Genomic DNA, 23,662 nt, shown 5'->3' on the forward strand with positions numbered 1-23,662 from the left:
ACCCCTTAAGATTCCATGAACAATTAAAATTTTTAATATTTAATATTTTATCAAAGAAAATACCTCATAGCCTCTTAGATTTTCTCTTCCATTCAGCTCTGTAAGTTCAATTAAAAAGGCCACACCCACAACTTTACCACCTAATTTCTCCACTAACTCTATTGTTGTAAAAATAGTTCCCCCTGTTGCCAATAAATCATCTACAACCAATACCTTTTGTCCATTAAAGATTGCATCTTTATGCATCTCAAGAATATCTGTACCGTATTCGAGTTTATATTCTGCTTTTATTGTTTCACCTGGAAGTTTTCCTTTCTTTCTTGCAGGAATAAACCCTTTCCCCAATTCGTAAGCCAAGGGCGCGCCAATGATAAATCCTCTCGCTTCAGGACCTGCCACTAAATCAAATTCCTTATCCTTTACAAGTTCTGCTAACCCTTTAATAGCTGCTTTAAAAGCTTCTCCATCCTTAAGTAGTGTTGTAATATCTTTGAAACTTATACCTTTTTTAGGAAAATCCATAATAATCCTTATTTTTTCCTTCAATTGTTCCGGTGTCATTATAATCGCCCCCTTAGATTCATTTAAAATTTTTTATTATATTAAAATTATTATAAAAACCAATTAAACCTTTTTTTAACTTTAATAAATCTTTCAGGATTTCAAGGCCCTCTAAATCAACGATTTTCTCTTTTAAATCAATGTTACGGATAAGTAGAACATCCTTCTTAATAGCAAAATCTATTAATTTTGATTTTCTCAGAATATGCAACATACAAAAAACTAAAGGCAACTCTATTTTACTACCCAGTCTATTATTAAGGTTTCTCAAAATTGAGCTTAAAGGTTCTTCATAAATATCCGAATCTGCTTTCTTAAAACTCTCCCTGCAATAATTAATAAAATTTATTAAAACATTCTTTTCTTTAATTAATATATTTTCAAGAACCATATAATTATATCTTAAATCTTCTTTATTGAAAACAATATAAACTGGAATTTTATCCGCAATAATTATTTCACTGCTGAACTGTTCCATTGTAAAAGGAGGATCATAAAAAACAATTGAATCGACATTATTTAATAAATTCTGTGTTACCACTTCCCCATCAAAAAAAGGATTAATATTTATAATAATGCTTCTGTCCTTTTTATTGAAATTTTCAATATGATTTTTTATATTAAAACAAACAACTAACTCTTCGATTTTTTTTTCTTTCTTTATGTAATAATCTAAAAACCTCCAAGCCTGATAAGGGGTATGAAAGTGTACAAATACCTTTTGACTCTTAGAAAGTTCATTAATAAATTTTCTTTTATTTTTTGGCATTAATAATTGGAGTTTTTCACAAAAAATTTCTTTATTTGATATTTTGGTATACAGTTTTTTAAAATTTAAACTGAAAAATTCTTTATAGTATTCTACTTCAACCCTTTTTAAAAGGGAGTCTTTTAAATACGGAATTTTTACGTCTTTTATATTCAGCTGGAGTTCCTCTTTACCTTCCCATTCATTTACTTCAAGGTAAAAAGCAACATCAAGCAGTGGTGCCATCAAGAGTTTTTCTCTATAGTCTCCGTAGTTAAAACCGATAGCGATAAATTTCTTATTTTTTTTGACAAACTCTATTTTTAAATGTTTTTCTCCGTTACCTATGGATTTGATACTTTTTACAGAAAGGTTTTTACAGGTAAAAACAGGTTTTGGATTCCCAAAACCAAAAGGTTCTAACAAACTTAATTCTTTTGCTAAATTTAAATCTATTTCGCTCCCTTTTAATTCTAAATCTATGCTTAAAGTGGGGATATGCTCTTTAATTTTCATTTCCTCGGCTATTTCATTAATCTTTGCTTTCAGTAAATCAATATTTTCATTTTTTATTGTAAAACCGGCAGCCTGTTCGTGCCCTCCAAATTTTTCAAAAAGATAAGATATTTTATTTAAAGCTTCAAAAATATTGAAACCGGGTATGCTCCTTGCAGATCCTCTACTATAGTTTTCTTCCTTTGAAATAATAATAGCAGGTTTATAATAATTTTGAGTAATTTTTGATGCTACTATACCTATGACTCCTTCATGCCAATTTTGTCCTGCCACAACTATTACAGAATTTTCTTTACTGCTTTCATCTCTTTGAATGTTCTCTTCTACTTCTTTATAAATCTTATTTTCTATAGACTGCCTTAATCTATTGTGGTTATCTAACTCTTTTGCTAAAATCTTTGCTCTTTCCTCATCTTCCGTTGTCAAAAGCTCTACCGCAAGTGCAGCATCTGCCATTCGCCCTGCCGCATTTAACCTCGGTGCAATCAAAAAACTTATTTTTTCAGCATCTATCTTTGCCAAAGAACAACCTGAGATAGAAAATAAAGATCTTAAGCCTTTATTTTCCGTTTTTTTCAAAGCTTCAAGGCCAAGTTTAACAATGACTCTATTTTCATCATGCAAAGGTACTAAATCGGCAATGGTACCTACAGCAGTAAGGTCTAAATATTTTAAAGCCTGCTGATGGCCTAAATAAGCTTGCAAAAATTTAAAAGCCACTCCCACTCCAGAAAGCTCCTTAAAAGGATAATCCGAGTCGGGTCTTTTGGGATCTACTACTGCAATTGCTGGTGGGAGCTCATCATGAGGTTCATGGTGGTCAAATACCACCACATCCAAACCCAAATCCAAAGCCCTTTTTATTTCAGCAAAACAAGCAATCCCATTGTCCACCGTAATTATCAGTTGTGTACCCTTTTGTGCTAATTTTTCAACAGCATTAATGTTTAATCCATAGCCTTCTTCTTGCCTTGTAGGTATGTAGTAATCAATAAAAGCACCTTTTTCTAATAAACCCCTGTATAAAATTGCGGTACCTGTTATCCCATCAACGTCATAATCACCGAAAATTGTTATTTTTTCTCTATTTAAGATAGCTTTATTTATTCTTTCTATAGCTTTATCCATGTCCTTCAAAAGTAAAGGATTATATAAATCACTGTATTTCGGCTCAATAAATTTTTTTATATTTTCTTTCTCCTTAATACCCCTTTTTGACAAAATCTTTAACATTACTGGATGTAACTCTATATTTTCATCTATTTCTAAATCCTCCGGTCCTATATCCCATAGATAATTTCCATCTATCATATTCTTTCCTCCACAAGCTTTAAACAATAATATTATAATTCAATAAATGTATTATATCAATAAAAACCCGCCCTATGGCAGGTTTTTATTGAAGACTATTTGAGTATTTTCCCACTTTTTAACAAAGCATATAAGAGGGCATCTTTTCTTAACTCTTCAACAACGTAAAGTTTTCCTTTGGCAGCCTTAGATATTTTTGAAAGGCAGTCTTTATTAGGCTGCAGTCCTATGCAGAAAAAATCTATTTTCCTTCTTGAAAGTTTTTCAGCCGCTTTTATTGCATCTTTTAAAGGATCATTTGTCCATAAGGGTACGGTAGGAATACCATCGGTAATCAAAATCATTAAAGGATTTTTCAATTTTTTTGCAGTCATGTATTCAAAACCCTTTTCTATTGCAAGTGCAAGAGGTGTAAGCCCTGATGAAACAATGCTCGACACTCCACTCTCGAGGCTTGTAAAATTTTTAGTGTATGGAACAAATAATTTTACCTCTTTATCTTGGAAAGCAAGTACCGCTACCCTCTTTTTTGCATTTAATAAAATATGCTTCGCAAGAAATTTTGCACTCCTCAGCCGGCTTCCGTTCATACTCGCGCTTGCATCTATTATTAAACAAATATCTTGTTCCTTTTCCCCAAACCTTTTATTTAATACTATGTCTTCTTTTTTGATATAAAAATTCTCCTTTTCATGAAAACTTCTTACAATGGCGTTTTTAAAAGTTTCTGGGATATCTATTTCTTCCAACCATTCTTTATTATTTATTTCTGTCAAAAGAGGTACGCCCTTTGAATGAATTTCCCTATGCTTTTTTGAAGAAGCACCGCTACGATTTATTTTTATATTTTTTATAAGTTTTTTTAATTTTAATTCCAACTCTTTATAATTTTCTTTTATAAACTTCTTGAACTCTTCTCCATTATTGTTTAGTATAATTTTCCCCTCTTTTTTTTCTAAAAAATTTTTTTCATACAATTTTTCTAAAATAGATTCAAAATCCGAATATTTCCTTTTAAGAAAATTTATATTTTCTCCCTTTTGGCTCAAACTATCAAGAATTTCCTCCAATTCTTTTAAACTCCCTAAATATTCCATTAAATCAACTGCATTCTCAAAGTTTTTCCTGTTATATTCACCTTTTTTGCCCTCTCCTTTTAAAAAAGAATCGGAAATTGACATATATGGTGAAAGATCCACTGGCGTATTCCCAACTTCACTGAAAATTTTTTCTATCTTTCTGAGTCCTACATTGTTCTTTTGCAAATGATCCTCTACACCTTTTACTATATCAATTAATAGATTTAATTCCTCATCCTTTAACATTAAGGCTAAGTGTACATGATTCAAGTGATTTTTTTTCAAACTCTCCGTTTGTCCAAATTCTAAACTCCCTGTAAGCCTTCCTCCACCGGTACCCGTCTGTATATCAATATAATTTAATATTTCTTCTTTTTGCACCATTTTTAAATGATCAATAAGATCCTTAGCAAGGCTTTTTACATCCACTTCCTTTACTTCGTGGAAAATATCTAAATGTATAACTTCTCCCTCTTTTTCTCTTCCATAAAACACCATACCTGCATCCTGATTTTTTATTACTTTAACAATCTCGGGCTTATCAGGAGATATTACATGTACTTTTTTGCTGGCACAGCAGGTTTCTCCAATTCTAACTCCACGCCCTTTCTCAAATTCTGTTTTTAACTTAAAAGTAAGAGGGTTCACCTCAGTTCCTCCTCAGTTTTTATCACATCTTTTTCCTTAAGTTCTATTATGCTTTTTGCTTTTTGCGGAGGTGCTTTTATTTCCACATTCATGGGATCTAATGTCTTCTCTTTTGAGTTAGATTTATTGGGAAAAATAGACCATCTCATAAACTTAATTTTGTCAAAAAATGGTATTTGATGATTTTTCTTTGTGTTATTTTTATTCGCATTATCTATTTCCTCAATTTTCCTTTTTTGAATCATATTATTTTCATATTCTCCATATTTTATCCTGTTTGACATAAGGGTATTTTCTATAAACTTAATTATTTCAAAAAGATTTTTTTCATCGGTTCTGTGTTTTAAAGCACATTGTGCCAGGAAAGAAACATCTTTAGTATTTACGCTCCTGTTGTACAACGCAGAAAGCATTTTTAAACCGTTTAGGATAGATTCAAGTCCCCTAATGCTTTCAAGGCTGAAATTTATATAACATAAAGCTAAAACATCTTTTATCTCTTCATTAATTTGAAATTCCCCCAATCGTTGTTTTGACTCGATATATAAATCCTTTTTTATTTTTTCGGATAATCTATCTTCTTTATTGCTGCCTTCTAAAATTGTTCTTACAACATCTTTAGAATGAGGTTTTTCCACATAAACTACAAAATCAAACCTATCAGAAAGCTGCTTGCGCACTTCCTCTAAAGGGCCTGGCTCTTCATCAGGATTGGAAGCAGCCCAAATCGTCACATTTATCGGTATTTCTATCGTTGGAAGGCCTACTTCTTCAATTTGAATTCTTCCGGGTTTTGTTCCCATAACATCCAATAATACATCGGCTATCTCGGGAGAAATATCGGCAAGCCTGTTTATTTCATCAATAAAAATTATACCCCTGTTTGCCTTTGGAATTGTCCCTAATAGTAGAGCTGCTTTTGGATCATCTTTTGACATTAATTTTTCAAGGTCAATGCTTCCGATTACAGTGCCCTTTTTTGCAGAAGCTGATATTTCTAAAAAGGGCATTCTTATTTTCTCAACACCAATTTCTAATATTTCTTCAAAAGTTAAATCTTTATGTTTTGGACAGTGTGGTGCTTGAGGATCACAATTAAATTCACATCCTTTTATCCTTTCAATAAATGGAAGAACACTTTTGTAAGCCCTCATGATAGTAGTTTTTCCTGTTCCCCGAAACCCTTCTGCATGCACATGTATAGGAAATCCTGCAAAGGTAGATAAAACAGAAATATCTAAAATATCTATTAGATTTTTATTACCATCGTGAACCACTATTTGGGAATACCTTTTCATTTTTAATCCCTCCTTGTAAATATTTTTCCTCATATCTTATCCGATTAACAAAAAAATCATAAAAAAAAAAAAAAGAGACTTTTTAAGCCTCTTTTTTCAATTCTTCTATTTTCCTTTCAAGCTCTTCTATTTTTAATTTTAATTCATCCATCTCTTGCTTCCTTACAAGATTCATATTTTTTATAGCCAATTCTATTTGTTCATCAATTTTTTGTTGCAATCTTCTTTTTTCCTGATCGATTTTGTCTACCAGATTTTTTAAAAGATCTTTACCCTCTTCCTTTGACACTTCCCCTTTTTTAACCAATTCTTGGATTATTTCCTCTGCCTTTTCCTTGGTAAGGGCAATAAGCCCGATACCCGCATAAAGCCCTGTAGTAAAAAGATCTTTTAACATAATATTTCCTCCTTTTTAAGCTTTAAGCGGTTTTTGCGCCCTTCCTCCACATTGACCAAAGGGGACTTGCAATAAATATTGAAGAATAGGTTCCGCTAACAATACCTATAATTAACGCCATAGTAAAATCTTTTATGGTTTCTCCTCCAAAAAGGTTTAATGCTATTATAGTTAGAAGTGTAGTTAAGGATGTATTAATAGACCTTGTCAAGGTTTGGACAATGCTCAAATTTGCAATTTCACTAAATGAAATCTTTCTCATGGTTTTCAAGTTTTCTCTTATCCTATCAAACACAACAATAGTATCGTTTATAGAATAACCTACAACCGTCAAAATCACCGCTATAATAGAGCTGTCAATAGGCACTCTGAAAAGGGCATACCAGCTTATTACAATAAGCACATCGTGTAATAATGCCAAAACCGCTGCAATACCAGATTTTAATTCAAAACGCAAAGAAATATAAACCAACATCAAAAGGTTTGCTATGATTAAAGCTATTATAGCTTGCCTTCTTAATTCACTCCCAATAACCGCATCTACCTTTTCGGCTCTAATCAATTCTAATTTTGGAAACTTGCCTTTTAAACTTTCTGTAATTTTCGCCTGTTCATCTTTTGTGAGTACTACAGTCCTTATTATTAATTCATCGCCCTCATCTCCTGCTTTTTTTGCCTCAAAATCCTTAATATTTAACTCTGTCATAGTTTTCCTTATATCAGACAATTCATAACTTTGGCCTACGCTATAGTGTAAAATTGTTCCCCCAGTAAAATCTATACCCCAATTTAAACCGTGAACAGCTATTGAGATCAATCCAGCAAAAATAATTGCAAGGGATATAGAAAACCAAATAAATTTCCGTTCCATTATTTTATATATTTTCACTTTTATTCACCTCTTATGCACTAAATAATTTTTTATTGACAAACAGCCTTGAAGCAATAATGTTTGATAGAAGCATCCTTGTCACAACAATTGCAGTAAACATACTTGTTAATATACCTATAATCAGCGTTACCGCAAATCCTTTAATAGGACCGCTGCCGAAATAAAAAAGTACAACAGCGGCTATTATTGTAGTAATATTTGAGTCTAAAATTGTTAGCATTGCACGGTTAAACCCTGCATCAAGGGCTGAACGCAATGTTTTACCATTTCTAAGTTCTTCTTTAAACCTTTCAAAAATTAATACATTTGCATCTACCGCCATACCTATTGAGAGGATAAATCCCGCAATACCCGGAAGTGTCAAAGTCGCACCTATAGCGATAAAAATAGTTAAAACTAACATTACATATATCATTAGGGCAATATCTGCCACTAACCCAGGAATCCGATAATATAAAATCATAAATAAAATAACCAATATTACCCCTATTTTCCCTGCAGCAATACTTTTTGCAAGAGAATCTGCACCTAAGGTGGGACCTACTGTTCTTACTTCTCTTTGGACTAAATCAACAGGTAAAGCACCGCCTCTAATCAATGCTGCAAGTTCTGCAGCTTTGTCTATACTTTCTAATCCTTCAATTACTGCTTCACCATTTGTAATTACTGCCCTTACTACAGGCGCAGATATTATTTCTTCATCTAATAGAATTGCTATTGGCTGATTTAAATATTTTTTAGTAGCTTCGGCAAATTTTTTTGCACCTTCATCGTCCAATTTTAAACTTACCATGGGCTCATTTGCCTGTCCATAAATAGCCCGTGCATCCCTAACATTGTCACCCGTTAGTATCAGCGTACCATCAGGCCCAACAAAGCGAAGGGAAGCGGTTTTACCAATTATTTCAAGGGCTTTTTGAGAATCTTTGACGCCCGGTAATTCAACTCTGATTCTGTTACTGCCCTGTCTTGTTATCAAAGGCTCAGCAACACCCAATTGGTCCACTCTTCTTCTAATAACTTCAACAGCACTGTTCATCTTTTCTTCCGTTAATTCCTGCCCCGGTTTGGGCTCTGCTTCTAATAAAACATAAACACCGCCCTGCAAATCCAAACCGAGTTTAATAGATTTTGCTAGCGGTTCTTGTTTATATGGCCCAATTTTAATACCATAAAGTAAAGAAAATGCTAAAAAAGCAGCTAAAATAAAAATAAGTGCGATTTTTAATAAACTTTTTGTCCTAAAACCCATTAAAATTCTCCTCCAATCCCTAATAGGTTGCATAACAAATTAATTATATCCCTTCAAAAAGAATATTGTCAATAAACAACACATCTCTCAAAAAGATTAAAAGGCCTTTTATAGGCCTTTTACTTAACCTTTTCATTTTCACAAACTTGATTGGCAACTGTACAAGAGGTCTTACAAGCAGATTGGCATGAAGCCTGGCATTCTCCGCAACCCTTTTTTTCTAAATTATCGCACAGATTGCCTTTATGTACCATGATTATGTGTTTCATCAAATATCCCTCCTCTCATTAATAGTATACGCAAATAGTATACGCACTTTTTTATCTTATGCGCAAATGAATTATAACACAAAAATTTTTTTGTGAAAAGGGTTTATAAATTCACACCTATAGCTCCTGAAATTGCCCCTATCAAAAATCCGAAAACAACATCGATAAGAGAAGCAAAAGTAAAACCTTCTTTTAAAAATACTATTTTCACCATTAAAAGCATTAAGGAATATATTAACCCTATTAAACCTCCGTTGAGCCAACCATTGGCTTCTATATTTCTTGATACTAAAAAAGAAGAAACAGCAATAGAAAACGCGATTACAATGACTATGGATTTTGAGATTAAATCTTCAGGAAAAGATGAAAAATATAAAAACAAACTGAGTATAAGAAGCAAAAAGAATGTCAATAAAAATGCCCATAACACTCCTAAAAACACCCTATTTAATTCAACTATGGGCCCCTTTTTTATGGTAACTTTCATTAAATAAGAACCTCCCTTCCTCAATAAATATATATTTGAGAAAGGGAGACAGTATTCCAAAATCAGGATTTATCTTTTGTGTCTCCTTTATCAGCTTTTTTAAGAACAGTTCCTATAGCAGATCGGGTAACTTTTATCTTCAGTTTGTCTCCGACTTCAAGTGTGATAACATCATCCTTTATATTTAGAATTCTTCCGTAAATGCCACCAATTGTTATTACATCATCACCTTCTCTTAAATTTTCAAGCATCATTTTCCTTTCTCTGTCCCTTTTTTGCTGAGGCCTTATTAGTAGGAAGTAAAAAATAGCAAAAATTAGAATTAAAGGACCAAATTGCTGTAAAAAGATTGCAGTGTTCAATCTAAAACCACACCCTTCCCATTACTTTTAAAAATAGCATATTAGTTAATTCGATAAAATTTTTAAAAATCCTTTTTTTGTTTCAAACCACATAACCAAACTTTTTAAAGAATTCCTCTTTTAATTCTAAAAGATAACCGTCTTCAATTGCCTTTCTTATATCCTCCATAAGTCTTAAAAGAAAATATAGATTGTGCATGGTTGTTAACCTAAGGCCTAAAATTTCTCCTGCATTTATTAAGTGTCTTATATAAGCCCTAGTATAGTTTTTACAGACATAACAGTCGCATTCAGGGTCAAGGGGAGAAAAATCTTTGGCATAAACTGCATTTCGCACAACAAGTTTTCCTCTTTTTGTAAATACCGTCCCGTGCCTTGCTATTCTTGTAGGAAGTACGCAGTCGAACATATCAATGCCCCTTATTACTCCTTCAAAAATTGCATCAGGAGATCCCACACCCATTAAATAACGAGGTTTATTTTCCGGTAATAGTGGCACTGTATAATCCAATACTTTATACATTTCCTGTTTTGGCTCACCCACACTCAAACCGCCGACCGCATATCCTTCGAAATCTATACTTTTTAAATCTTCTGCGCTTTTTTTCCTTAAATCCTCATATAGCCCCCCCTGTACAATACCGAAAAGTGCCTGATCGCTTCTCTTGTGATGTTCTCTGCACCTAATAGCCCATCTCGTTGTCCTTTCAACCGAATTTTTCACGTATTCGTAGGTTGAAGGGTATGGTATGCACTCGTCAAAGCACATTATTATATCTGAGCCTAAGGAATTCTGAATTTCTATAGATATCTCCGGCGATATGAAATGAATAGAACCATCAATATGTGATCTAAAAGTTACCCCTTCTTCTCTTATCTCCCTCAATTCTCCCAAGCTAAATACCTGATAGCCTCCACTGTCGGTTAATATAGAACCCTTCCAATTCATAAATTTATGAAGGCCTCCGGCCTCTTCTATAAGTTTATGCCCCGGCCTTAAATACAAATGATAGGTATTGCTTAATATAATTTTTGCTCCTATACTTTCCAATTCATCAGGGGCCATAGTCTTAACCGTGGCTTGTGTTCCTACAGGCATAAAAACAGGTGTATCGATTTCCCCATGGCTCGTAATAATTTTTCCTCTTCTTGCTTTTGTATTTTCTGAAACCTTTATTAATTCAAATTTCACTAATCTTCCCCGTCCTTTACTTTTCTGATTAAAATATTTTTTATAAGGTTTTCTTCCATTGAAACGATGGTTATCTCTGCATCATTAACATAATAAACATCCTTTTCTTTAATTTCCTTACCTTCCGCTTTTGCGAGGTTAAAAATCACACCTCCTATAGTATTTCCTAAATCCTTAGGAATGTTTACCTTAGCTAATTTATTTACCTCCTCTACAGGCATAGCAGAATTTACCAACACACCTTCCTGAGAAAAAGTCTTCCCAGGATTAAAAATCCTATTAATGGCAAAAAGAGCACCTATAGCTATTATTCCTAAAAAAATTTCCCACATTGACTTTGCTTCAATTATTATCTTTCTTGCAGTAGCATATAAAAGCACTTCAATAACGCCTGATGGAGTATGCCTTACAAGCATTATTACAAGCTCCAACCCTACAACCAAAAGCAAAGTATGGCCTAAAAAAGTTTGCAAAAGTGAGAAAGTTTGTAATGGCGGGGTAATGTATATCATCTTAAAATAACGAAAAAGATCTACTGAACCTACTATTACTCCAAAAATAATAAAAATAGCGAGTAAGGATTCAAGCAAAAAAACACTTTTTACAATAAAATTAACAATCTTTTTTTTCATTCATTTTCTCCTTTCTATGCTTAGTTATATTATCAACATAGCATCTCCAAAGGAGAAAAACCTATACCTTCTTTTTACTGCTTCTTCGTATGCTTTCATTACTTTCTCCCTTCCCGCAAAAGCACAAACCAACATTATTAAAGTGGATTCGGGTAGATGAAAATTAGTGATTAAAGCATCCACTGTTTTAAACTTATATCCGGGATAAATGAATAAATCGGTAAAACCTTTTTTTGCAGTAACAAATCCTTCAGGGTTGCTTACTGTTTCGAGGGTCCTGGTGGTTGTGGTACCAACTGCAAACAGCCTCTTCCCTTCCTCTTTTGTTGCATTGATGATATTTGCTGTTTCCTCTGAAATTTCATAGTATTCGGCATGCATTTTGTGTTTTTCTATTTCTTTTACCTTTACAGGCCTAAAAGTACCGAGCCCAACATGAAGGGTTATATAAACGATTTTAACACCTTTTACTCTTATTTTTTCCAACAGTTCATTGGTAAAATGAAGCCCTGCCGTAGGGGCTGCGGCTGAACCTGGACATGTTGCATAAACGGTTTGATACCTATCTTTATCCTCAAGTTTCTTTTTTATATACGGGGGTACAGGCATCTCTCCTAATTTATCTAATATTTCTTCAAATATCCCTTCATAATAAAATTCTACAAATCTTCCTCCAGCCTCTGTATAATCCAATACCCTAGCCTTTAATAAACCCTTCCCAAACACAAACACACTCCCCAATTTTGCCCTTCTGCCAGGCTTTACAAGAACCTCCCATATATTTTCTTTTACCCTATTTAAAAGTACAAATTCAATGGCACCTTTAGTATCTTCCCTTTCACCTATTAATCTCGCTGGTATTACTTTAGAATTATTTAATACAAGACAATCCCCTTTCTCAAAGTAATCTACTATCTCGTAAAAAATTTTATGTTCCATTTCGCCTGTTCCTCTTTTTAAAACAAGAAGCCTTGATTTGTCCCTTTCCTTTAAGGGTTCTTGAGCAATAAGTTCGGATGGTAATTCGTAATAAAACTCCTTAATATCCATAATTAATCTTCATCTCCTTATGTCTACATTGCTGTAATAAAACGAAAGAATATCCTTGTAATTGTAGCCCTTTTCAGCCATTATCTTTGCTCCCCATTGACTCATCCCTATTCCATGACCCCAACCTCTGCCGATAATCTTTATCCCCGATGAAATATCTACCTTCTTTATAGCATCCCGGCCGATCATAAAAATATTCGAAAAAGAAGTAAGATGGTTTTTCCCAAACCTTGACTCTATAAAAATAGGTCCTGAAAAACTCATTAAACTAAAATTCCCGCTTTTACTTACAACATAAACCGGTTTTTTAGCATCGACTTCAAATAGCGTGCTTTTTAGCGAAAACAGATTGCGAATTTCATTAGCTGTAAAGGTTTTCTCTCCTTTTGTCCCCTTTATTAAAACTTTTTTTACCCGTCCAGTACTGCTTTTTTCTACTACTATAAAATCTATTACATTGCCTAAATCAAAACCTGCTGATTTTAGGATACTTTCCAATTCTTCAAAGGATAAATTTTTCTCCCATGTTAAATTAGGCGCTTCAGCTGAAAAGGTATCTTCTTTTGCCTTAAGATAAGGTAGATCTTGAAAATACCATTCGCTGAAATTTTCTATAAATCCCCCACTATTTGAATGAAAATAAGCCAATATAGGCCTATCCTGATAGTATAAAAGTTCACCTTGGGTTAAGTCTACCGCTTGGGTAGTCCTTGGATTTTCGCAATCCACCCCTCCATATGCCTGATCCGAAGTAGTAGAAGTCAAGTCAAAACCGTATTTCCCCCATTTATTCAAATTGTAGACCGCATAAGTTCTTGCTGCTACCGCCTGCGCTTTTAAAGCTTCCATAGGCCATGAAGGAGGCATTTCAAGGGGCACTACTCCATAGAGGTATTCTTCAAGTTTTAGCTCGTTTATTACCGTCATACCCTTTTGAGAAAGATCGGGAAGGAAACCAATATACCCTCTATAACGCTTACCTTCAATCGAAATAAATTCAGATTTTGAAGCTATGTATACGGGCTTTTCAAAAGATAATGCAAAATTAAGATTAGGAATAAGCTGTTTTGAATTTAAAAATACCAACTTCCCATTTTGCAAAGCCGCTTCAATATTAACATAATCTATTTCTGCAATTATTTTAAAATCATTGTTTTCTTTTTGAAAGAGATTAAATCCCGAGGAAGAACTTAGAAAATAATTTTGTCTTGCTGTTTTGTCAAAATAAAGCCCTATTCTAATATTTTTTTCAGACATATCCTGTCCATATAATGGCAAATTTACTAAAACAAAAGAAAACACAAATAAAATTATTAATAATAAAGAAATAAGTTTCTTCACCTTTGCACCCCTTTTCAATCCCTCTTAATGCCCAAATGCTCGTAGGCCTTGTCCGAAGCAATCCTTCCCCTCGATGTCCTTATTATAAAACCTTCCTTTAAAAGATAGGGTTCATAGACATCCTCAATTGTTGAAACCTCTTCATTTAATGCAGAAGCTAATGCCTCTATTCCTACAGGCCCTCCTTTAAATCTTTCTATTATTGTTATCAAAAGTTTTCTATCCTCCTGATCAAGCCCTTTAGAATCCACGTTTAAAAGTTTTAGTCCTTCATCTGCAACCTCCTTTGTAATTACACCATTGGCTTTAACCTGGGCAAAATCCCTTATTCGCCTCAGCAAGCGATTTGCTATCCTTGGCGTCCCTCGAGAACATTCCGCAATTTTCTCCGCGGCCTCTTTTTCTATCTTAACCCCTAATATACTTGCTGATCTGCTAATAATAAGCATTAATTCTTCTTTTTTATAAAATTCTAAGTGGCATCTTACTCCAAACCTCTCCCTTAAAGGCGAGGTGAGCATACCAGCTTTGGTTGTGGCTCCAATCAAAGTAAAAGGCCTTAAGTTAAGCCTTATAGATTTTGCAGCAGGCCCCTTGCCGATGACAATATCCAAACAAAAATCCTCCATTGCGGGATACAAAACCTCTTCAACAGCAGGATGGAGCCTGTGGATCTCATCTATAAAAAGGATATCCCTTTCCCCCAATCCCGTTAATATTGCAGCTAAATCCCCAGGCCTTTCTATTGCTGGTCCTGAGGTTATCCTAATATTTACCCCCATTTCCTTTGCTATAATAAAAGCTAAGGTTGTCTTTCCCAATCCAGGCGGGCCGTACAATAATACATGATCTAACGGTTCTCTCCTCATTAATGCAGCTTTTATAAATATCTTCAAGTTTTCCTTTACGCTTTCCTGACCTATATATTCATCAAAGGTTTTTGGCCTTAGATTAATTTCAAAATCCACATCTTCATTAGTTTTTAATAAAGGAGTAACTATTCTTTCCTTCAAATATAATCACCTCTATTTTGAAAAAAATTTAAGGGCTTCCTTGACTATTTCTTCAGTTGTCTTAGTTTTATCTATGTTTAAAAAGGCCTTATTTATTTCTTCCAAACTAAACCCTAAAGTTAGCAATACTTCCCTTGCTTCATAAATCGAATTCCCTTCTTCTCCACTAAACTTAATTTTATCCTTTAATTCCAATATCATTTTTTGAGCTGTTTTTTTGCCTATTCCAGGAATTGAGGATAATTTGCTGACATCTTCAGAATTTATTGCACTTTTTAATAAATTTATATCAGAGTAAGACAGTATAGAAAGTGCAAGCTTAGGGCCAATCCCTGAAACCTTATTTAGCTTTATAAAAAATTCTCTCTCTTCCCTTTCATAAAAACCATAAATTTCTAAGGCATCTTCTTTAACTACAAGCAAACTATAAAGCATTATTTCTTTATTAATGAGTCCTTTAATTTTTTCATAAGTTAAATAAGAAATATTTAGTTTATAACCCAAGCCGTTTGTTTCTACTATAGCATAACTCGGTTTTGCCTCTATTAGTATACCTTTAATGTATTCAAACATTTTTTACACCCCGTATAGTTTTTCAATATTTTTATAAAAAAGATGACATAAAGCCACGGCTAAGGCATCAGCTGCATCATCGGGTTTAGGCAATTCCTTGAGATTTAATATTACCCTCGTCATCTCCTGAATTTGATTCTTTTTTGCCCTTCCGTAACCTACCACCATCTGTTTTATTTGAAGAGGAGTATATTCATAAATTTCCACACCTTTTAAAGAAGCGGCAAGTAGTGCTACTCCACGGGCTTCCCCTACTGTTATCGCCGTTTTGGCATTTTTATTGAAAAAAAGTTCCTCTACCGCAATCGCGTCAGGATTAAACTTTTCTATCAACTCCAAATACCCTTCAAAAACCCTTTTAAGCCTTTGGGGTTTAGAAATTTCCCTTTTAGTTTCTATAATACCGTAATCTATAACCTCAATTTTTCCTTTTTCATTTATTACTCCATAACCACATATAGCAATACCAGGATCTATACCCAAAACTACCATAATAAAACCACCTAAACTATAATTTCTTCAGAAAAAATAAAATTTCCTCCAATAAAACAAAAAGCCTTCTTTTAAATATTAAAAGAAAGCTTCTAAAAAATCAATTGCTTAACCCTTCTTTTATTTTCAAAAATTCTTCCTTGTCTTTAATTATAATCCCCTTTTCCAAAATATTTTTATCCTCTTCCTTCAACACTTCTGTCGAAATATCTGTTTTTTCCACTAAAATAGAATGTCCCCCTGGTACTCCTTTAAATAAAGATACAAAACCATCTTTTATTCCGACATAGTAATGATTATCGCAATAAGAATCTACTTCTCTTTTTAAAATTACTTCATCAGCTGAAAATTTTTCAATTTTAATTCCCTTTTCTAAACCTTTTACAAAATCTTCGTATTTTTGACCTATGTATTTATCAGCAGGTATTTCATTTGCTTCGGTATGTCCACATTTTTTAAAATACGTAATAATGATTATTCTTGTTTTTTCCGAAATAACTTCATCTTCAAAGGTATCCTTTATTAAATTTTGAAATTTCATTGATTTGGGAAATGAATGGTTATATGAAAAAAAAGCACCTAAAATAACACCAAATAAAAAAACCAATGAAATAATCAAGTAAAATCTTTTAGGCATACCAATTCCTCCTCTTCTATCAAGGAATTAGTATGCCCTTTATTATAAATTACTATTCATTTCACAATAGTTTATTTTGACTCATAATTTGTATAAACTTCTTCCACGTCATCGTGATCCTCTAACACATCCAACAACTTTTCCAACATTTCCGCCTCTTTACCATCCAAATTTACAGTAGTCTTTGGAAGATAGGTTATTTCTGAAGAAGAAAGCTGTATATTATTTTCTATAAGAGCCTTTTTAACCTGTTCATAATTTTCAGGTGATGTAGTAATTTCGATAGAATCCTCTTGTTCCTCTACATCCTCTGCTCCTGAATCTATTGCAATCATCATAATATCATCAACATTTGTATTCGAATTTTTCTCTATTAGTATTAGACCTTTTTTTTCAAACATCCAAGCCACACAACCCGCTTCTCCTAAACTTCCACCGTATTTATCAAAAAGATGGCGAATTTCACTTGCTGTCCTGTTCCTGTTGTCAGTCATAGCCGACAGCATTATAGCAACTCCACCTGGTCCATAGCCTTCGTACATCACATGTTCTAAATTTTCGCCACCTAATTCTCCGCTACCTCTTTTTATTGCCCTCATAATATTTTCATTGGGCATATTAGCTTCCTTGGCTTTTTCGATAATATCCCTCAATTTACTATTTGCATTAGGATCAGGGCCACCTTCCCTAACCGCAACTATAATCATCTTGCTAAGCTTGGTATAAAGCTTACCCTTTTGAGCATCCATTTTTGCTTTTTTATGCTTTATATTTGCCCATTTTGAATGCCCTGACATCTGTCTCCCCTCCCTATTCGATTTTCCCTCAATAATTTTAGCATAAAAAAAACTTTATTAAAAGAAGAAGGGATTTTAAAAATCTGGTATAAGGGGAAGCATTCTTTTGTGCTCACTCTTTTTATTCATCAAATCTATTTTCTCCTTAACTTCAGGTGAAGCAATGCCTGTTAAAATGTAATTGTCTAATTCCTTGTAAGAAATACCCATTTCTCCTTCATCGGTTTGACCTTCCCATAAACCCGCTGTAGGAGGTTTTTCAATAATATCTTGAGGAATTTCAAGATATTTTGCTAATTCTCTCACCTTTGTTTTTACCAAATTTCCCAAGGGTAAAAGGTCCACACCCCCATCTCCGTATTTTGTAAAATATCCCACAGTAAGCTCACTTTTGTTACCCGTACCTACAACAAGGTAATTATAGGAAGCTGCATAATAATAAAGAGTTATCATGCGCAGTCTCGGTTTAATATTAATTTTTGCATTTTTGTTTTCTGTTGGCTCTAAGATTTTCATAAAGGCATCGTAAACCGTATCAAGCACAATTTTTTTATAAGGTATGTCGTATAATTTTGCTACCCTTTCAGCGTCAATCTCATCCTTTTGGCTGCTGTAACAGGGCAGATGAAGGCCTAAAACATTTTCTCCAAAAGCCCTTTTACATAAAACTGCTACAACAGCCGAATCAATACCTCCACTCATCCCGAATACCGCACCCTTTGCCCCTGCTTCATACACCCTTTCTCTTAACCAATCTACTAATTTTTGTGCAAGTACTTCTGTGTTCAAAGAAATCCCCCTTTCAATTTGTTTAAGTTATATTTTACATAATAAATTTATTGTCAACTATTTCCTCAAACCCTTCGCCTATTAATTTTACCCTTTTATCTAATATACACATTTTTGTTAAAACTTCTTCAACTGTTAAGGGTAAATAGTAAGGCCTTAAAACTTCAAGGTTCACTGTTTCTTTGTATTCAATGCCTTTTATAATAAATCCCTTTTCTTTAAAAAACCGCTCAATTCGGTTGAAATTTTGATAATTCAAAGATACTAAATATTTTTCACATCTTATCATTTTTGTAATACCTGCTTTTTCAATCCCTTCTCTTGCGCTCTCACTGTAAGCCCTTATTAGACCTCCTGCACCTAATAATATTCCTCCAAAATACCTTGTTACTACAACTACAGTATTTTTAAGGTTTTTCATTTTAATAACTTCCAAAATTGGTTTTCCTGCCGTACCACTCGGTTCTCCGTCATCATTAGATTTTTGTACTTCTTCAGCTTCTAACCCTACTGTAAAAGCATAAGTATTGTGAGTAGCATCGTAATATCTCTTTTTTATCTTAGAAATAAACTCTTCCGCCTCTTTTAAAGTACTCACAGGCTTAACGTTAGCAATAAATTTGGATTTTTTTATAACAATTTCGTATTCAGCTTCTTTTTTTAATGTTAAATATTCCTGAATTCCCATAAAACTCTCACGTCCTATTTTACACTTTTACTTTTTAACTGTCGTATATAATAATTATTTGTTAACCTGCATAATAAGTCAATAAAAATTTAAAAACCCTGCAGTAAAAAACTGCAGGGTTTTTTGTCCTTATTTAAAAAATACATGGTTTCCAATAATAACTGTCACCGGTCTTTGTTTTACCCAACCGTCATTCGTCTTTTTCGGGTTATAAAATCCTATCGCTCCTAAACTGGGGTCAAAACCGGCTAGGGCATCTTTTACCGCCTGTCTTGCAGTTTCATCGGGAGTAAGGTTTATCTGTCCATCCCATACTGAACTATACTGATAATGGCCTCCATCAATTTGGAATATAACTTCTGGAATAGAATTAGGATAAAAAGGACTTTTTACCCTATTCAACACCGAAGCTGCAACAGCAACCTGTCCTATATAAGGCTCACCTCGAGCCTCAGCATACACAAGCTTCGCAAGAAGTTCAATATCTCTCGCAGAAAACCTACCTTCATAACCTCGGTAAGAATTATAATTATTAAGGTTAATATTCAATGCTCTTAAAGTGTAATAGCCCACAATTCCATCAACTTTTAATCCCTTTGCTTTTTGAAAATTCATTACAGCAAGTTTCGTTCTCCAACCGAATATACCGTCAACTTTTCCATAATAATATCCCAAATCCTTTAGTCTTTGCTGGATTAAAGAAACTTCTCTGCCCTTCATCCCTTCTTTAAATATTAAATTGTTAGTAGAAGCATAAACTTGTACTGTTATCAATATTAAGAAACAAAGTATTAAGGAAAATATTTTTGCATTCTTTTTCATATTTTATTCCTCCTTTACTATGGAGGCCAAAAATGGTTAAGTAAAGTATAACATAAAAAAGTATAAAGACAAAAAAGCAAATAAACTCATATACTTAATTATTTTGGTTTTATGAGTCATTTTATGTAAACATTTTTAGTATAGTTATAAATTCTTTTTTTTACTTTTTAATAATGTATGCTGTATATTTTTTCTATCTGAATATTTTTTGTTTTTTATATATTCTTTTATCTATTTCCAATTCTTTCTTTATTTCATTAAATGCTTATAAATTCAAAAAGCTGTTGAAACCATACGTTCAACAGCTTTTTGAATTCCCATTATACAATTTTTACATTGAATATATTTTCCATATTAGATTTTTTTACCCTTTCTCTTATCTCATCAACATTTGTAGTATATAATCCTAATTTTTTCATCCTTTCAAAATAAGTAGCCCCTGAAAAAGTATATTTTTTAGCAATCCCTTCTTCAGTCTGCATCTGTTCCCCAACATGATTTATAGCATCTCCTACCGCTAATTCTGTCGGAATACTTATCAACTCTACTTTGGCAGCATATCTAACAGCATTTGCACCTGCTAATGTTCCCGTACAAATGGCTTCAGTATGTCCTACCAACGGTCCAGCCTTTTCTCCACCGACAAAAAGATTATCTACACCAATTGCCTGTAAATAATTGTTTCGTGGAGAAATTGCAGTATACCTTATAGAATTACCTCTGCTTCCTGCATAAGGATCTTCATAACGAGCGTTTTCAAAGCCAGGAACTTTTCTTAACTGCTCCAAAGGGAAAAACGGAGCCATTAATTTTGCATGACCAGTATCCAAAAGTACGATATTTTCTATAAATTCTTTTAATGCATATTGCTGGCAGGCTTTTGCAGTAAGTATATATTCATCTTCTCTAACTTCAGGAGGAATAGGGACAACAACTACACCTTCTTTATTTAATTTATCAACGATTTTATCATCTAAAGATTCTTTATGAAGCTTGCAGGAACCGCTCATTGCACCATAAGTCCCATCCGCTTTTTTGGCAATCATTTCTTTTACTCCTGCTTTTGCTGCTATACTTACCCTACCGCCAAAGCTCGGGCATCTAAGTATACACATAACACATCCGTTACCGTATTTTGTACAATTATTCTGTGGCCCTGCTGTGCCGGTGCAATCAATAAAAACATCACCTTCAAATCTTTCACCTTCATCGTTTATAACTGCTACAATCCTTGTGTTCTCCATTTCCACATCAACTATTCTGCATTCTGTTCTTACCTGAATGCCTTTATTTTTTAATAAGTTTCTAACTGCAGGTTCAACCCTTGCAACATCATATAAAGTAGCGTGTTTATGACCTGGAAACTCTATATTTTTGTGCCTTGCAACATTATCAGTCACTTCAAAAAGTTCTCCGCCACCCATAGCGATCATTTCTTCTGTCGCTGTAAAACGACCGTTGTTTCTCATAATACCGCCAACTAATCCTGTGCCTAAAAGCATATCAGTTCTTTCTAAAAGTATGACATCAGCCCCTGCTTTTTTTGCTGATAAGGCCGCAGCACAGCCCGACCATCCTCCACCAATGATTATAACTCTTGGCATTTCATTCCCCTCCTATCTTTTTACTACTCATCATTGATGAGGTTTATATTAATATTATTCGCTAATAAATTAAATAATCCTCCTTTGAGCTTTCATTTTTATATTTTTATCAGCATTTATAAAAATTTTTTTTAAGTTTTTATGATATTTTAACAATGATCCTTTAAATGCTAACCTCTTGTCTTCTATTTTAAAGGACATGCATAAATTAAAAATGCGCAATATAAAATAAAATGAAATATAAATAATAGAATTTTTCGAAAAATCTTGTTATAACTTTATTTCTTTAAACAGGTTAAAAAAAGATTTTTTGAATTTATTTCCTATTAACTTTTTCTATCAATTTCTAAAAAAATTTTTAAAAACAAAAAGGATTTTTCATAAATACAGAGAATTAATAATAACATAACTATGGTTGTCATCATTGATGAGGAGGTGATTTAATAAAAAACCCTCTTATTAACTAATTTAAAATCAATAAAGTTCTAAAAATTTACTTAAAGGAGGTTAAAATATGACGCTTGCGCATTGGATTTATGCTTTAGGGACTCTTGCGGTTGTTATAACAATGATTTTTAGGAAGAATGTTCTTATTCCTTGTATTTTATCAACTTTTTTAATTGGTCTAATCTACAAAGGCTCATTAATCGGTGCTGTGACAGCAGTTTTTCGCGCAAATATTGCAGCTCTATCTGAGTTGGGTAGCATTTTTGTTATTATCGGACTTATGGTTGCAATGTTAAAATCTTTAAGTGTCACTGGAGCAGATGAACTTTTGGTAGCTCCTCTGAAAAAATTAATGGTATCCCCCTTCATCAGCTATCTTGTATTAGTCCTTTCCACATTTATAATATCACTGTTTTTCTGGCCTACTCCCGCAGTGCCTTTGATAGGTACACTATTGGTTCCTGCTGCTATTAAAGCAGGTCTTCCGCCTATGGCTGCTGCTGTGGCAATAGCCCTTGCGGGTCAGGGTATGGCCTTGTCTGGCGACTTTGTAATTCAAGGTGCACCGGGCTTATCTGCAAAGTCTGCAGGAATTCCCGTTCCTATTGTAACAAGTTATGGTGCTATTCTTTCAATTATAACAGGCGTAATAGCAATAGTTTTAGCATATATATTCATGAAGGGAGATATAGACAATTTCATTAAAACAGAATATAAGGAATCAAAAAAGAGTTTTGAAGAAAAAGTTACAAAATCTCGTACATTCCACGCTCCTTATCTTGTATGGCTTTTAATAATTTCAATAGTATTGGTAATTTTTGCAATGTTCAAGTTCAACATTAGAGGTGGGGATGCTTCTGCATTGTTAGGCGGCACAGCCATAATAATAATGACAATAGCCACATTATGGGTTGAAGGCAAAAAAGGCCTTGATGTCATTGCAGACCATTTAACCGACGGTCTTGTGTTCGCTTTCAAGGTAATGGGACAGATACTTCCCATTGCAGGATTTTTCTTCCTCGGTAATCCCGATTCTGTAAAATCAATATTAGGTGAAGGTGCACCGGGGTATCTCTTCGACATTGGTAAAATAATTTCTGCTGCAATACCCGCAAAAGGGTTTTTAGCAGCTTTCGGTATGCTAATTTTAGGTATAATTACAGGTTTAGACGGTTCAGGTTTTTCAGGCCTTCCCATGACAGGAACTTTGGCTGGTGCTATGGCTGCAGGCAATGTTAAGGTTGCAGCAGCTTTGGCTGCAATAGGTCAAATGGGAGCAATATGGGCAGGTGGAGGAACTATTATTGCATGGAGCTCTTTGGTTGCAGTAGCAGGAATAGTAGGTGTCCCTGTATTTGACCTCGTAAGAAAAAATTTTATACCTGTTGTGGTAGGTTTAATAGTATCTACTATTGTAGCTGTAATATTTTTGATGTAATTTTTATTAATAATTATATTTTTTCATTTGAGTGGGGCTTAAAAGCCCTTTTTTTATTCTTTTTCTTATTAATCAACTTTATATTATTTTAAAAACGCTGATATCATTATATCTTTTTTTAGTTATTATGTAACTCATTAATTCTTTTAAAATTATGTATACTATTTTTATCTAATTTATCTCCACTTGTATTTTAAACAGAATTTCCAATATATATTATAATATTTTAAACTAAAAATAAAAAAAGACCTTTCAAGACCTTTTTTTTCACAAATAAAAATGGCTCCCCGAGCAGGATTCGAACCTGCGACCCTCCGGTTAACAGCC

24 protein-coding genes are annotated in these 23,662 nt (G+C 33.5%); 1 reads left to right on the top strand and 23 read right to left on the bottom strand.

Going from position 1 to position 23,662, the window contains the following annotated elements; all coding sequences use genetic code 11:
• Window positions 1–39: 39 nt before the first annotated feature.
• The 23 genes from ACPLVF_RS05460 to ACPLVF_RS05570 form a co-directional block, all read right to left on the bottom strand.
• A complete protein-coding gene (locus ACPLVF_RS05460) occupies window positions 40–561 on the bottom strand; it encodes an adenine phosphoribosyltransferase (RefSeq protein ID WP_424906819.1) in 522 nt (173 codons plus the stop codon).
• 19 nt (window positions 562–580) lie between these two features.
• Window positions 581–3,136 (bottom strand): single-stranded-DNA-specific exonuclease RecJ, encoded by a 2,556-nt coding sequence (gene recJ / locus ACPLVF_RS05465; RefSeq protein ID WP_424906820.1) that lies wholly within the window; start codon window positions 3,134–3,136, stop codon window positions 581–583.
• Between the two features lie 95 nt (window positions 3,137–3,231).
• Window positions 3,232–4,863 (bottom strand): vWA domain-containing protein, encoded by a 1,632-nt coding sequence (locus ACPLVF_RS05470; RefSeq protein ID WP_424906821.1) that lies wholly within the window; start codon window positions 4,861–4,863, stop codon window positions 3,232–3,234.
• Entirely contained in the window at window positions 4,860–6,161 is a 1,302-nt protein-coding gene (locus tag ACPLVF_RS05475; protein ID WP_424906822.1) for a magnesium chelatase, read from the bottom strand. The genes ACPLVF_RS05470 and ACPLVF_RS05475 overlap by 4 nt, the downstream gene beginning before the upstream one ends.
• An 82-nt stretch (window positions 6,162–6,243) precedes the next feature.
• On the bottom strand, window positions 6,244–6,558 hold the full coding sequence (locus ACPLVF_RS05480; RefSeq protein ID WP_424906823.1) for a phasin family protein: 315 nt from the start codon (window positions 6,556–6,558) through the stop codon (window positions 6,244–6,246).
• 22 nt (window positions 6,559–6,580) lie between these two features.
• Complete coding sequence (secF, locus tag ACPLVF_RS05485) at window positions 6,581–7,447, bottom strand: protein translocase subunit SecF (RefSeq protein ID WP_424906824.1); 867 nt, start codon at window positions 7,445–7,447, stop codon at window positions 6,581–6,583.
• A 13-nt stretch (window positions 7,448–7,460) separates the two neighbouring features.
• Window positions 7,461–8,702, bottom strand: a complete 1,242-nt coding sequence (gene secD / locus ACPLVF_RS05490) for a protein translocase subunit SecD (RefSeq protein WP_424906825.1) — start codon at window positions 8,700–8,702, stop codon at window positions 7,461–7,463.
• A 119-nt stretch (window positions 8,703–8,821) separates the two neighbouring features.
• On the bottom strand, window positions 8,822–8,971 hold the full coding sequence (gene scfA, locus ACPLVF_RS05495) for a six-cysteine ranthipeptide SCIFF (RefSeq protein WP_424906826.1): 150 nt from the start codon (window positions 8,969–8,971) through the stop codon (window positions 8,822–8,824).
• Window positions 8,972–9,074: 103 nt separating this feature from the next.
• Window positions 9,075–9,458 carry a TIGR04086 family membrane protein gene (locus ACPLVF_RS05500; protein ID WP_424906827.1) on the bottom strand — a complete coding sequence of 128 codons (384 nt, stop codon included), beginning with the start codon at window positions 9,456–9,458 and terminating at the stop codon, window positions 9,075–9,077.
• A 62-nt stretch (window positions 9,459–9,520) separates the two neighbouring features.
• Complete coding sequence (gene yajC / locus ACPLVF_RS05505) at window positions 9,521–9,820, bottom strand: preprotein translocase subunit YajC (RefSeq protein ID WP_424906828.1); 300 nt, start codon at window positions 9,818–9,820, stop codon at window positions 9,521–9,523.
• 82 nt (window positions 9,821–9,902) lie between these two features.
• A complete protein-coding gene (gene tgt / locus ACPLVF_RS05510; RefSeq protein ID WP_424906829.1) occupies window positions 9,903–11,012 on the bottom strand; it encodes a tRNA guanosine(34) transglycosylase Tgt in 1,110 nt (369 codons plus the stop codon).
• Window positions 11,012–11,644 carry a transporter associated domain-containing protein gene (locus ACPLVF_RS05515; RefSeq protein WP_424906830.1) on the bottom strand — a complete coding sequence of 211 codons (633 nt, stop codon included), beginning with the start codon at window positions 11,642–11,644 and terminating at the stop codon, window positions 11,012–11,014. Before ACPLVF_RS05515 ends, tgt begins: the two co-directional genes overlap by 1 nt.
• A 24-nt stretch (window positions 11,645–11,668) precedes the next feature.
• A complete protein-coding gene (queA, locus tag ACPLVF_RS05520; protein ID WP_424906831.1) occupies window positions 11,669–12,694 on the bottom strand; it encodes a tRNA preQ1(34) S-adenosylmethionine ribosyltransferase-isomerase QueA in 1,026 nt (341 codons plus the stop codon).
• Window positions 12,695–12,703: 9 nt separating this feature from the next.
• Window positions 12,704–14,035: a SpoIID/LytB domain-containing protein gene (locus ACPLVF_RS05525; RefSeq protein ID WP_424906832.1), complete on the bottom strand. Its 1,332-nt coding sequence runs from the start codon at window positions 14,033–14,035 to the stop codon at window positions 12,704–12,706.
• A 14-nt stretch (window positions 14,036–14,049) separates the two neighbouring features.
• Window positions 14,050–15,048 carry a Holliday junction branch migration DNA helicase RuvB gene (gene ruvB, locus ACPLVF_RS05530; RefSeq protein ID WP_424906833.1) on the bottom strand — a complete coding sequence of 333 codons (999 nt, stop codon included), beginning with the start codon at window positions 15,046–15,048 and terminating at the stop codon, window positions 14,050–14,052.
• Between the two features lie 12 nt (window positions 15,049–15,060).
• Window positions 15,061–15,621, bottom strand: coding sequence for a Holliday junction branch migration protein RuvA (gene ruvA, locus ACPLVF_RS05535; RefSeq protein WP_424906834.1), 561 nt, complete (start codon window positions 15,619–15,621; stop codon window positions 15,061–15,063).
• Window positions 15,622–15,624: 3 nt separating this feature from the next.
• Window positions 15,625–16,113, bottom strand: a complete 489-nt coding sequence (gene ruvC / locus ACPLVF_RS05540; protein WP_424906835.1) for a crossover junction endodeoxyribonuclease RuvC — start codon at window positions 16,111–16,113, stop codon at window positions 15,625–15,627.
• A gap of 100 nt (window positions 16,114–16,213) precedes the next feature.
• Window positions 16,214–16,750: a BofC C-terminal domain-containing protein gene (locus ACPLVF_RS05545; RefSeq protein ID WP_424906836.1), complete on the bottom strand. Its 537-nt coding sequence runs from the start codon at window positions 16,748–16,750 to the stop codon at window positions 16,214–16,216.
• A gap of 71 nt (window positions 16,751–16,821) precedes the next feature.
• Window positions 16,822–17,547 carry a YebC/PmpR family DNA-binding transcriptional regulator gene (locus ACPLVF_RS05550; protein WP_424906837.1) on the bottom strand — a complete coding sequence of 242 codons (726 nt, stop codon included), beginning with the start codon at window positions 17,545–17,547 and terminating at the stop codon, window positions 16,822–16,824.
• Between the two features lie 75 nt (window positions 17,548–17,622).
• Window positions 17,623–18,336, bottom strand: a complete 714-nt coding sequence (locus tag ACPLVF_RS05555) for an NAD+ synthase (protein WP_424906838.1) — start codon at window positions 18,334–18,336, stop codon at window positions 17,623–17,625.
• A 34-nt stretch (window positions 18,337–18,370) separates the two neighbouring features.
• Window positions 18,371–19,024 (bottom strand): YigZ family protein, encoded by a 654-nt coding sequence (locus ACPLVF_RS05560; protein ID WP_424906839.1) that lies wholly within the window; start codon window positions 19,022–19,024, stop codon window positions 18,371–18,373.
• 129 nt (window positions 19,025–19,153) lie between these two features.
• Entirely contained in the window at window positions 19,154–19,846 is a 693-nt protein-coding gene (sleB, locus tag ACPLVF_RS05565) for a spore cortex-lytic enzyme (protein ID WP_424906840.1), read from the bottom strand.
• Between the two features lie 320 nt (window positions 19,847–20,166).
• Window positions 20,167–21,450 (bottom strand): FAD-dependent oxidoreductase, encoded by a 1,284-nt coding sequence (locus ACPLVF_RS05570; RefSeq protein ID WP_424906841.1) that lies wholly within the window; start codon window positions 21,448–21,450, stop codon window positions 20,167–20,169.
• Between the two features lie 514 nt (window positions 21,451–21,964).
• Between ACPLVF_RS05570 and ACPLVF_RS05575 the strand changes: the two genes are divergently transcribed.
• Window positions 21,965–23,335 (top strand): hypothetical protein, encoded by a 1,371-nt coding sequence (locus ACPLVF_RS05575; protein WP_424906842.1) that lies wholly within the window; start codon window positions 21,965–21,967, stop codon window positions 23,333–23,335.
• Window positions 23,336–23,662: the final 327 nt, after the last annotated feature.

It is taken from the genome of Thermovenabulum sp., assembly GCF_049701175.1.
Lineage (GTDB): Bacteria > Bacillota > Thermosediminibacteria > Thermosediminibacterales > Thermosediminibacteraceae > Thermovenabulum.

Coding starts and splice junctions, on each gene's coding strand:
- ACPLVF_RS05460 (WP_424906819.1), bottom strand. CDS start 561: ATGACACCGGAACAATTGAAGGAAAAAATAAGGATTATTATGGATTTT.
- recJ (WP_424906820.1), bottom strand. CDS start 3,136: ATGATAGATGGAAATTATCTATGGGATATAGGACCGGAGGATTTAGAA.
- ACPLVF_RS05475 (WP_424906822.1), bottom strand. CDS start 6,161: ATGAAAAGGTATTCCCAAATAGTGGTTCACGATGGTAATAAAAATCTA.
- ACPLVF_RS05480 (WP_424906823.1), bottom strand. CDS start 6,558: ATGTTAAAAGATCTTTTTACTACAGGGCTTTATGCGGGTATCGGGCTT.
- secD (WP_424906825.1), bottom strand. CDS start 8,702: ATGGGTTTTAGGACAAAAAGTTTATTAAAAATCGCACTTATTTTTATT.
- scfA (WP_424906826.1), bottom strand. CDS start 8,971: ATGAAACACATAATCATGGTACATAAAGGCAATCTGTGCGATAATTTA.
- ACPLVF_RS05500 (WP_424906827.1), bottom strand. CDS start 9,458: ATGAAAGTTACCATAAAAAAGGGGCCCATAGTTGAATTAAATAGGGTG.
- ACPLVF_RS05515 (WP_424906830.1), bottom strand. CDS start 11,644: ATGAAAAAAAAGATTGTTAATTTTATTGTAAAAAGTGTTTTTTTGCTT.
- queA (WP_424906831.1), bottom strand. CDS start 12,694: ATGGATATTAAGGAGTTTTATTACGAATTACCATCCGAACTTATTGCT.
- ruvA (WP_424906834.1), bottom strand. CDS start 15,621: ATGTTTGAATACATTAAAGGTATACTAATAGAGGCAAAACCGAGTTAT.
- ruvC (WP_424906835.1), bottom strand. CDS start 16,113: ATGGTAGTTTTGGGTATAGATCCTGGTATTGCTATATGTGGTTATGGA.
- ACPLVF_RS05545 (WP_424906836.1), bottom strand. CDS start 16,750: ATGCCTAAAAGATTTTACTTGATTATTTCATTGGTTTTTTTATTTGGT.
- ACPLVF_RS05550 (WP_424906837.1), bottom strand. CDS start 17,547: ATGTCAGGGCATTCAAAATGGGCAAATATAAAGCATAAAAAAGCAAAA.
- ACPLVF_RS05560 (WP_424906839.1), bottom strand. CDS start 19,024: ATGGGAATTCAGGAATATTTAACATTAAAAAAAGAAGCTGAATACGAA.
- sleB (WP_424906840.1), bottom strand. CDS start 19,846: ATGAAAAAGAATGCAAAAATATTTTCCTTAATACTTTGTTTCTTAATA.
- ACPLVF_RS05570 (WP_424906841.1), bottom strand. CDS start 21,450: ATGCCAAGAGTTATAATCATTGGTGGAGGATGGTCGGGCTGTGCTGCG.
- ACPLVF_RS05575 (WP_424906842.1), top strand. CDS start 21,965: ATGACGCTTGCGCATTGGATTTATGCTTTAGGGACTCTTGCGGTTGTT.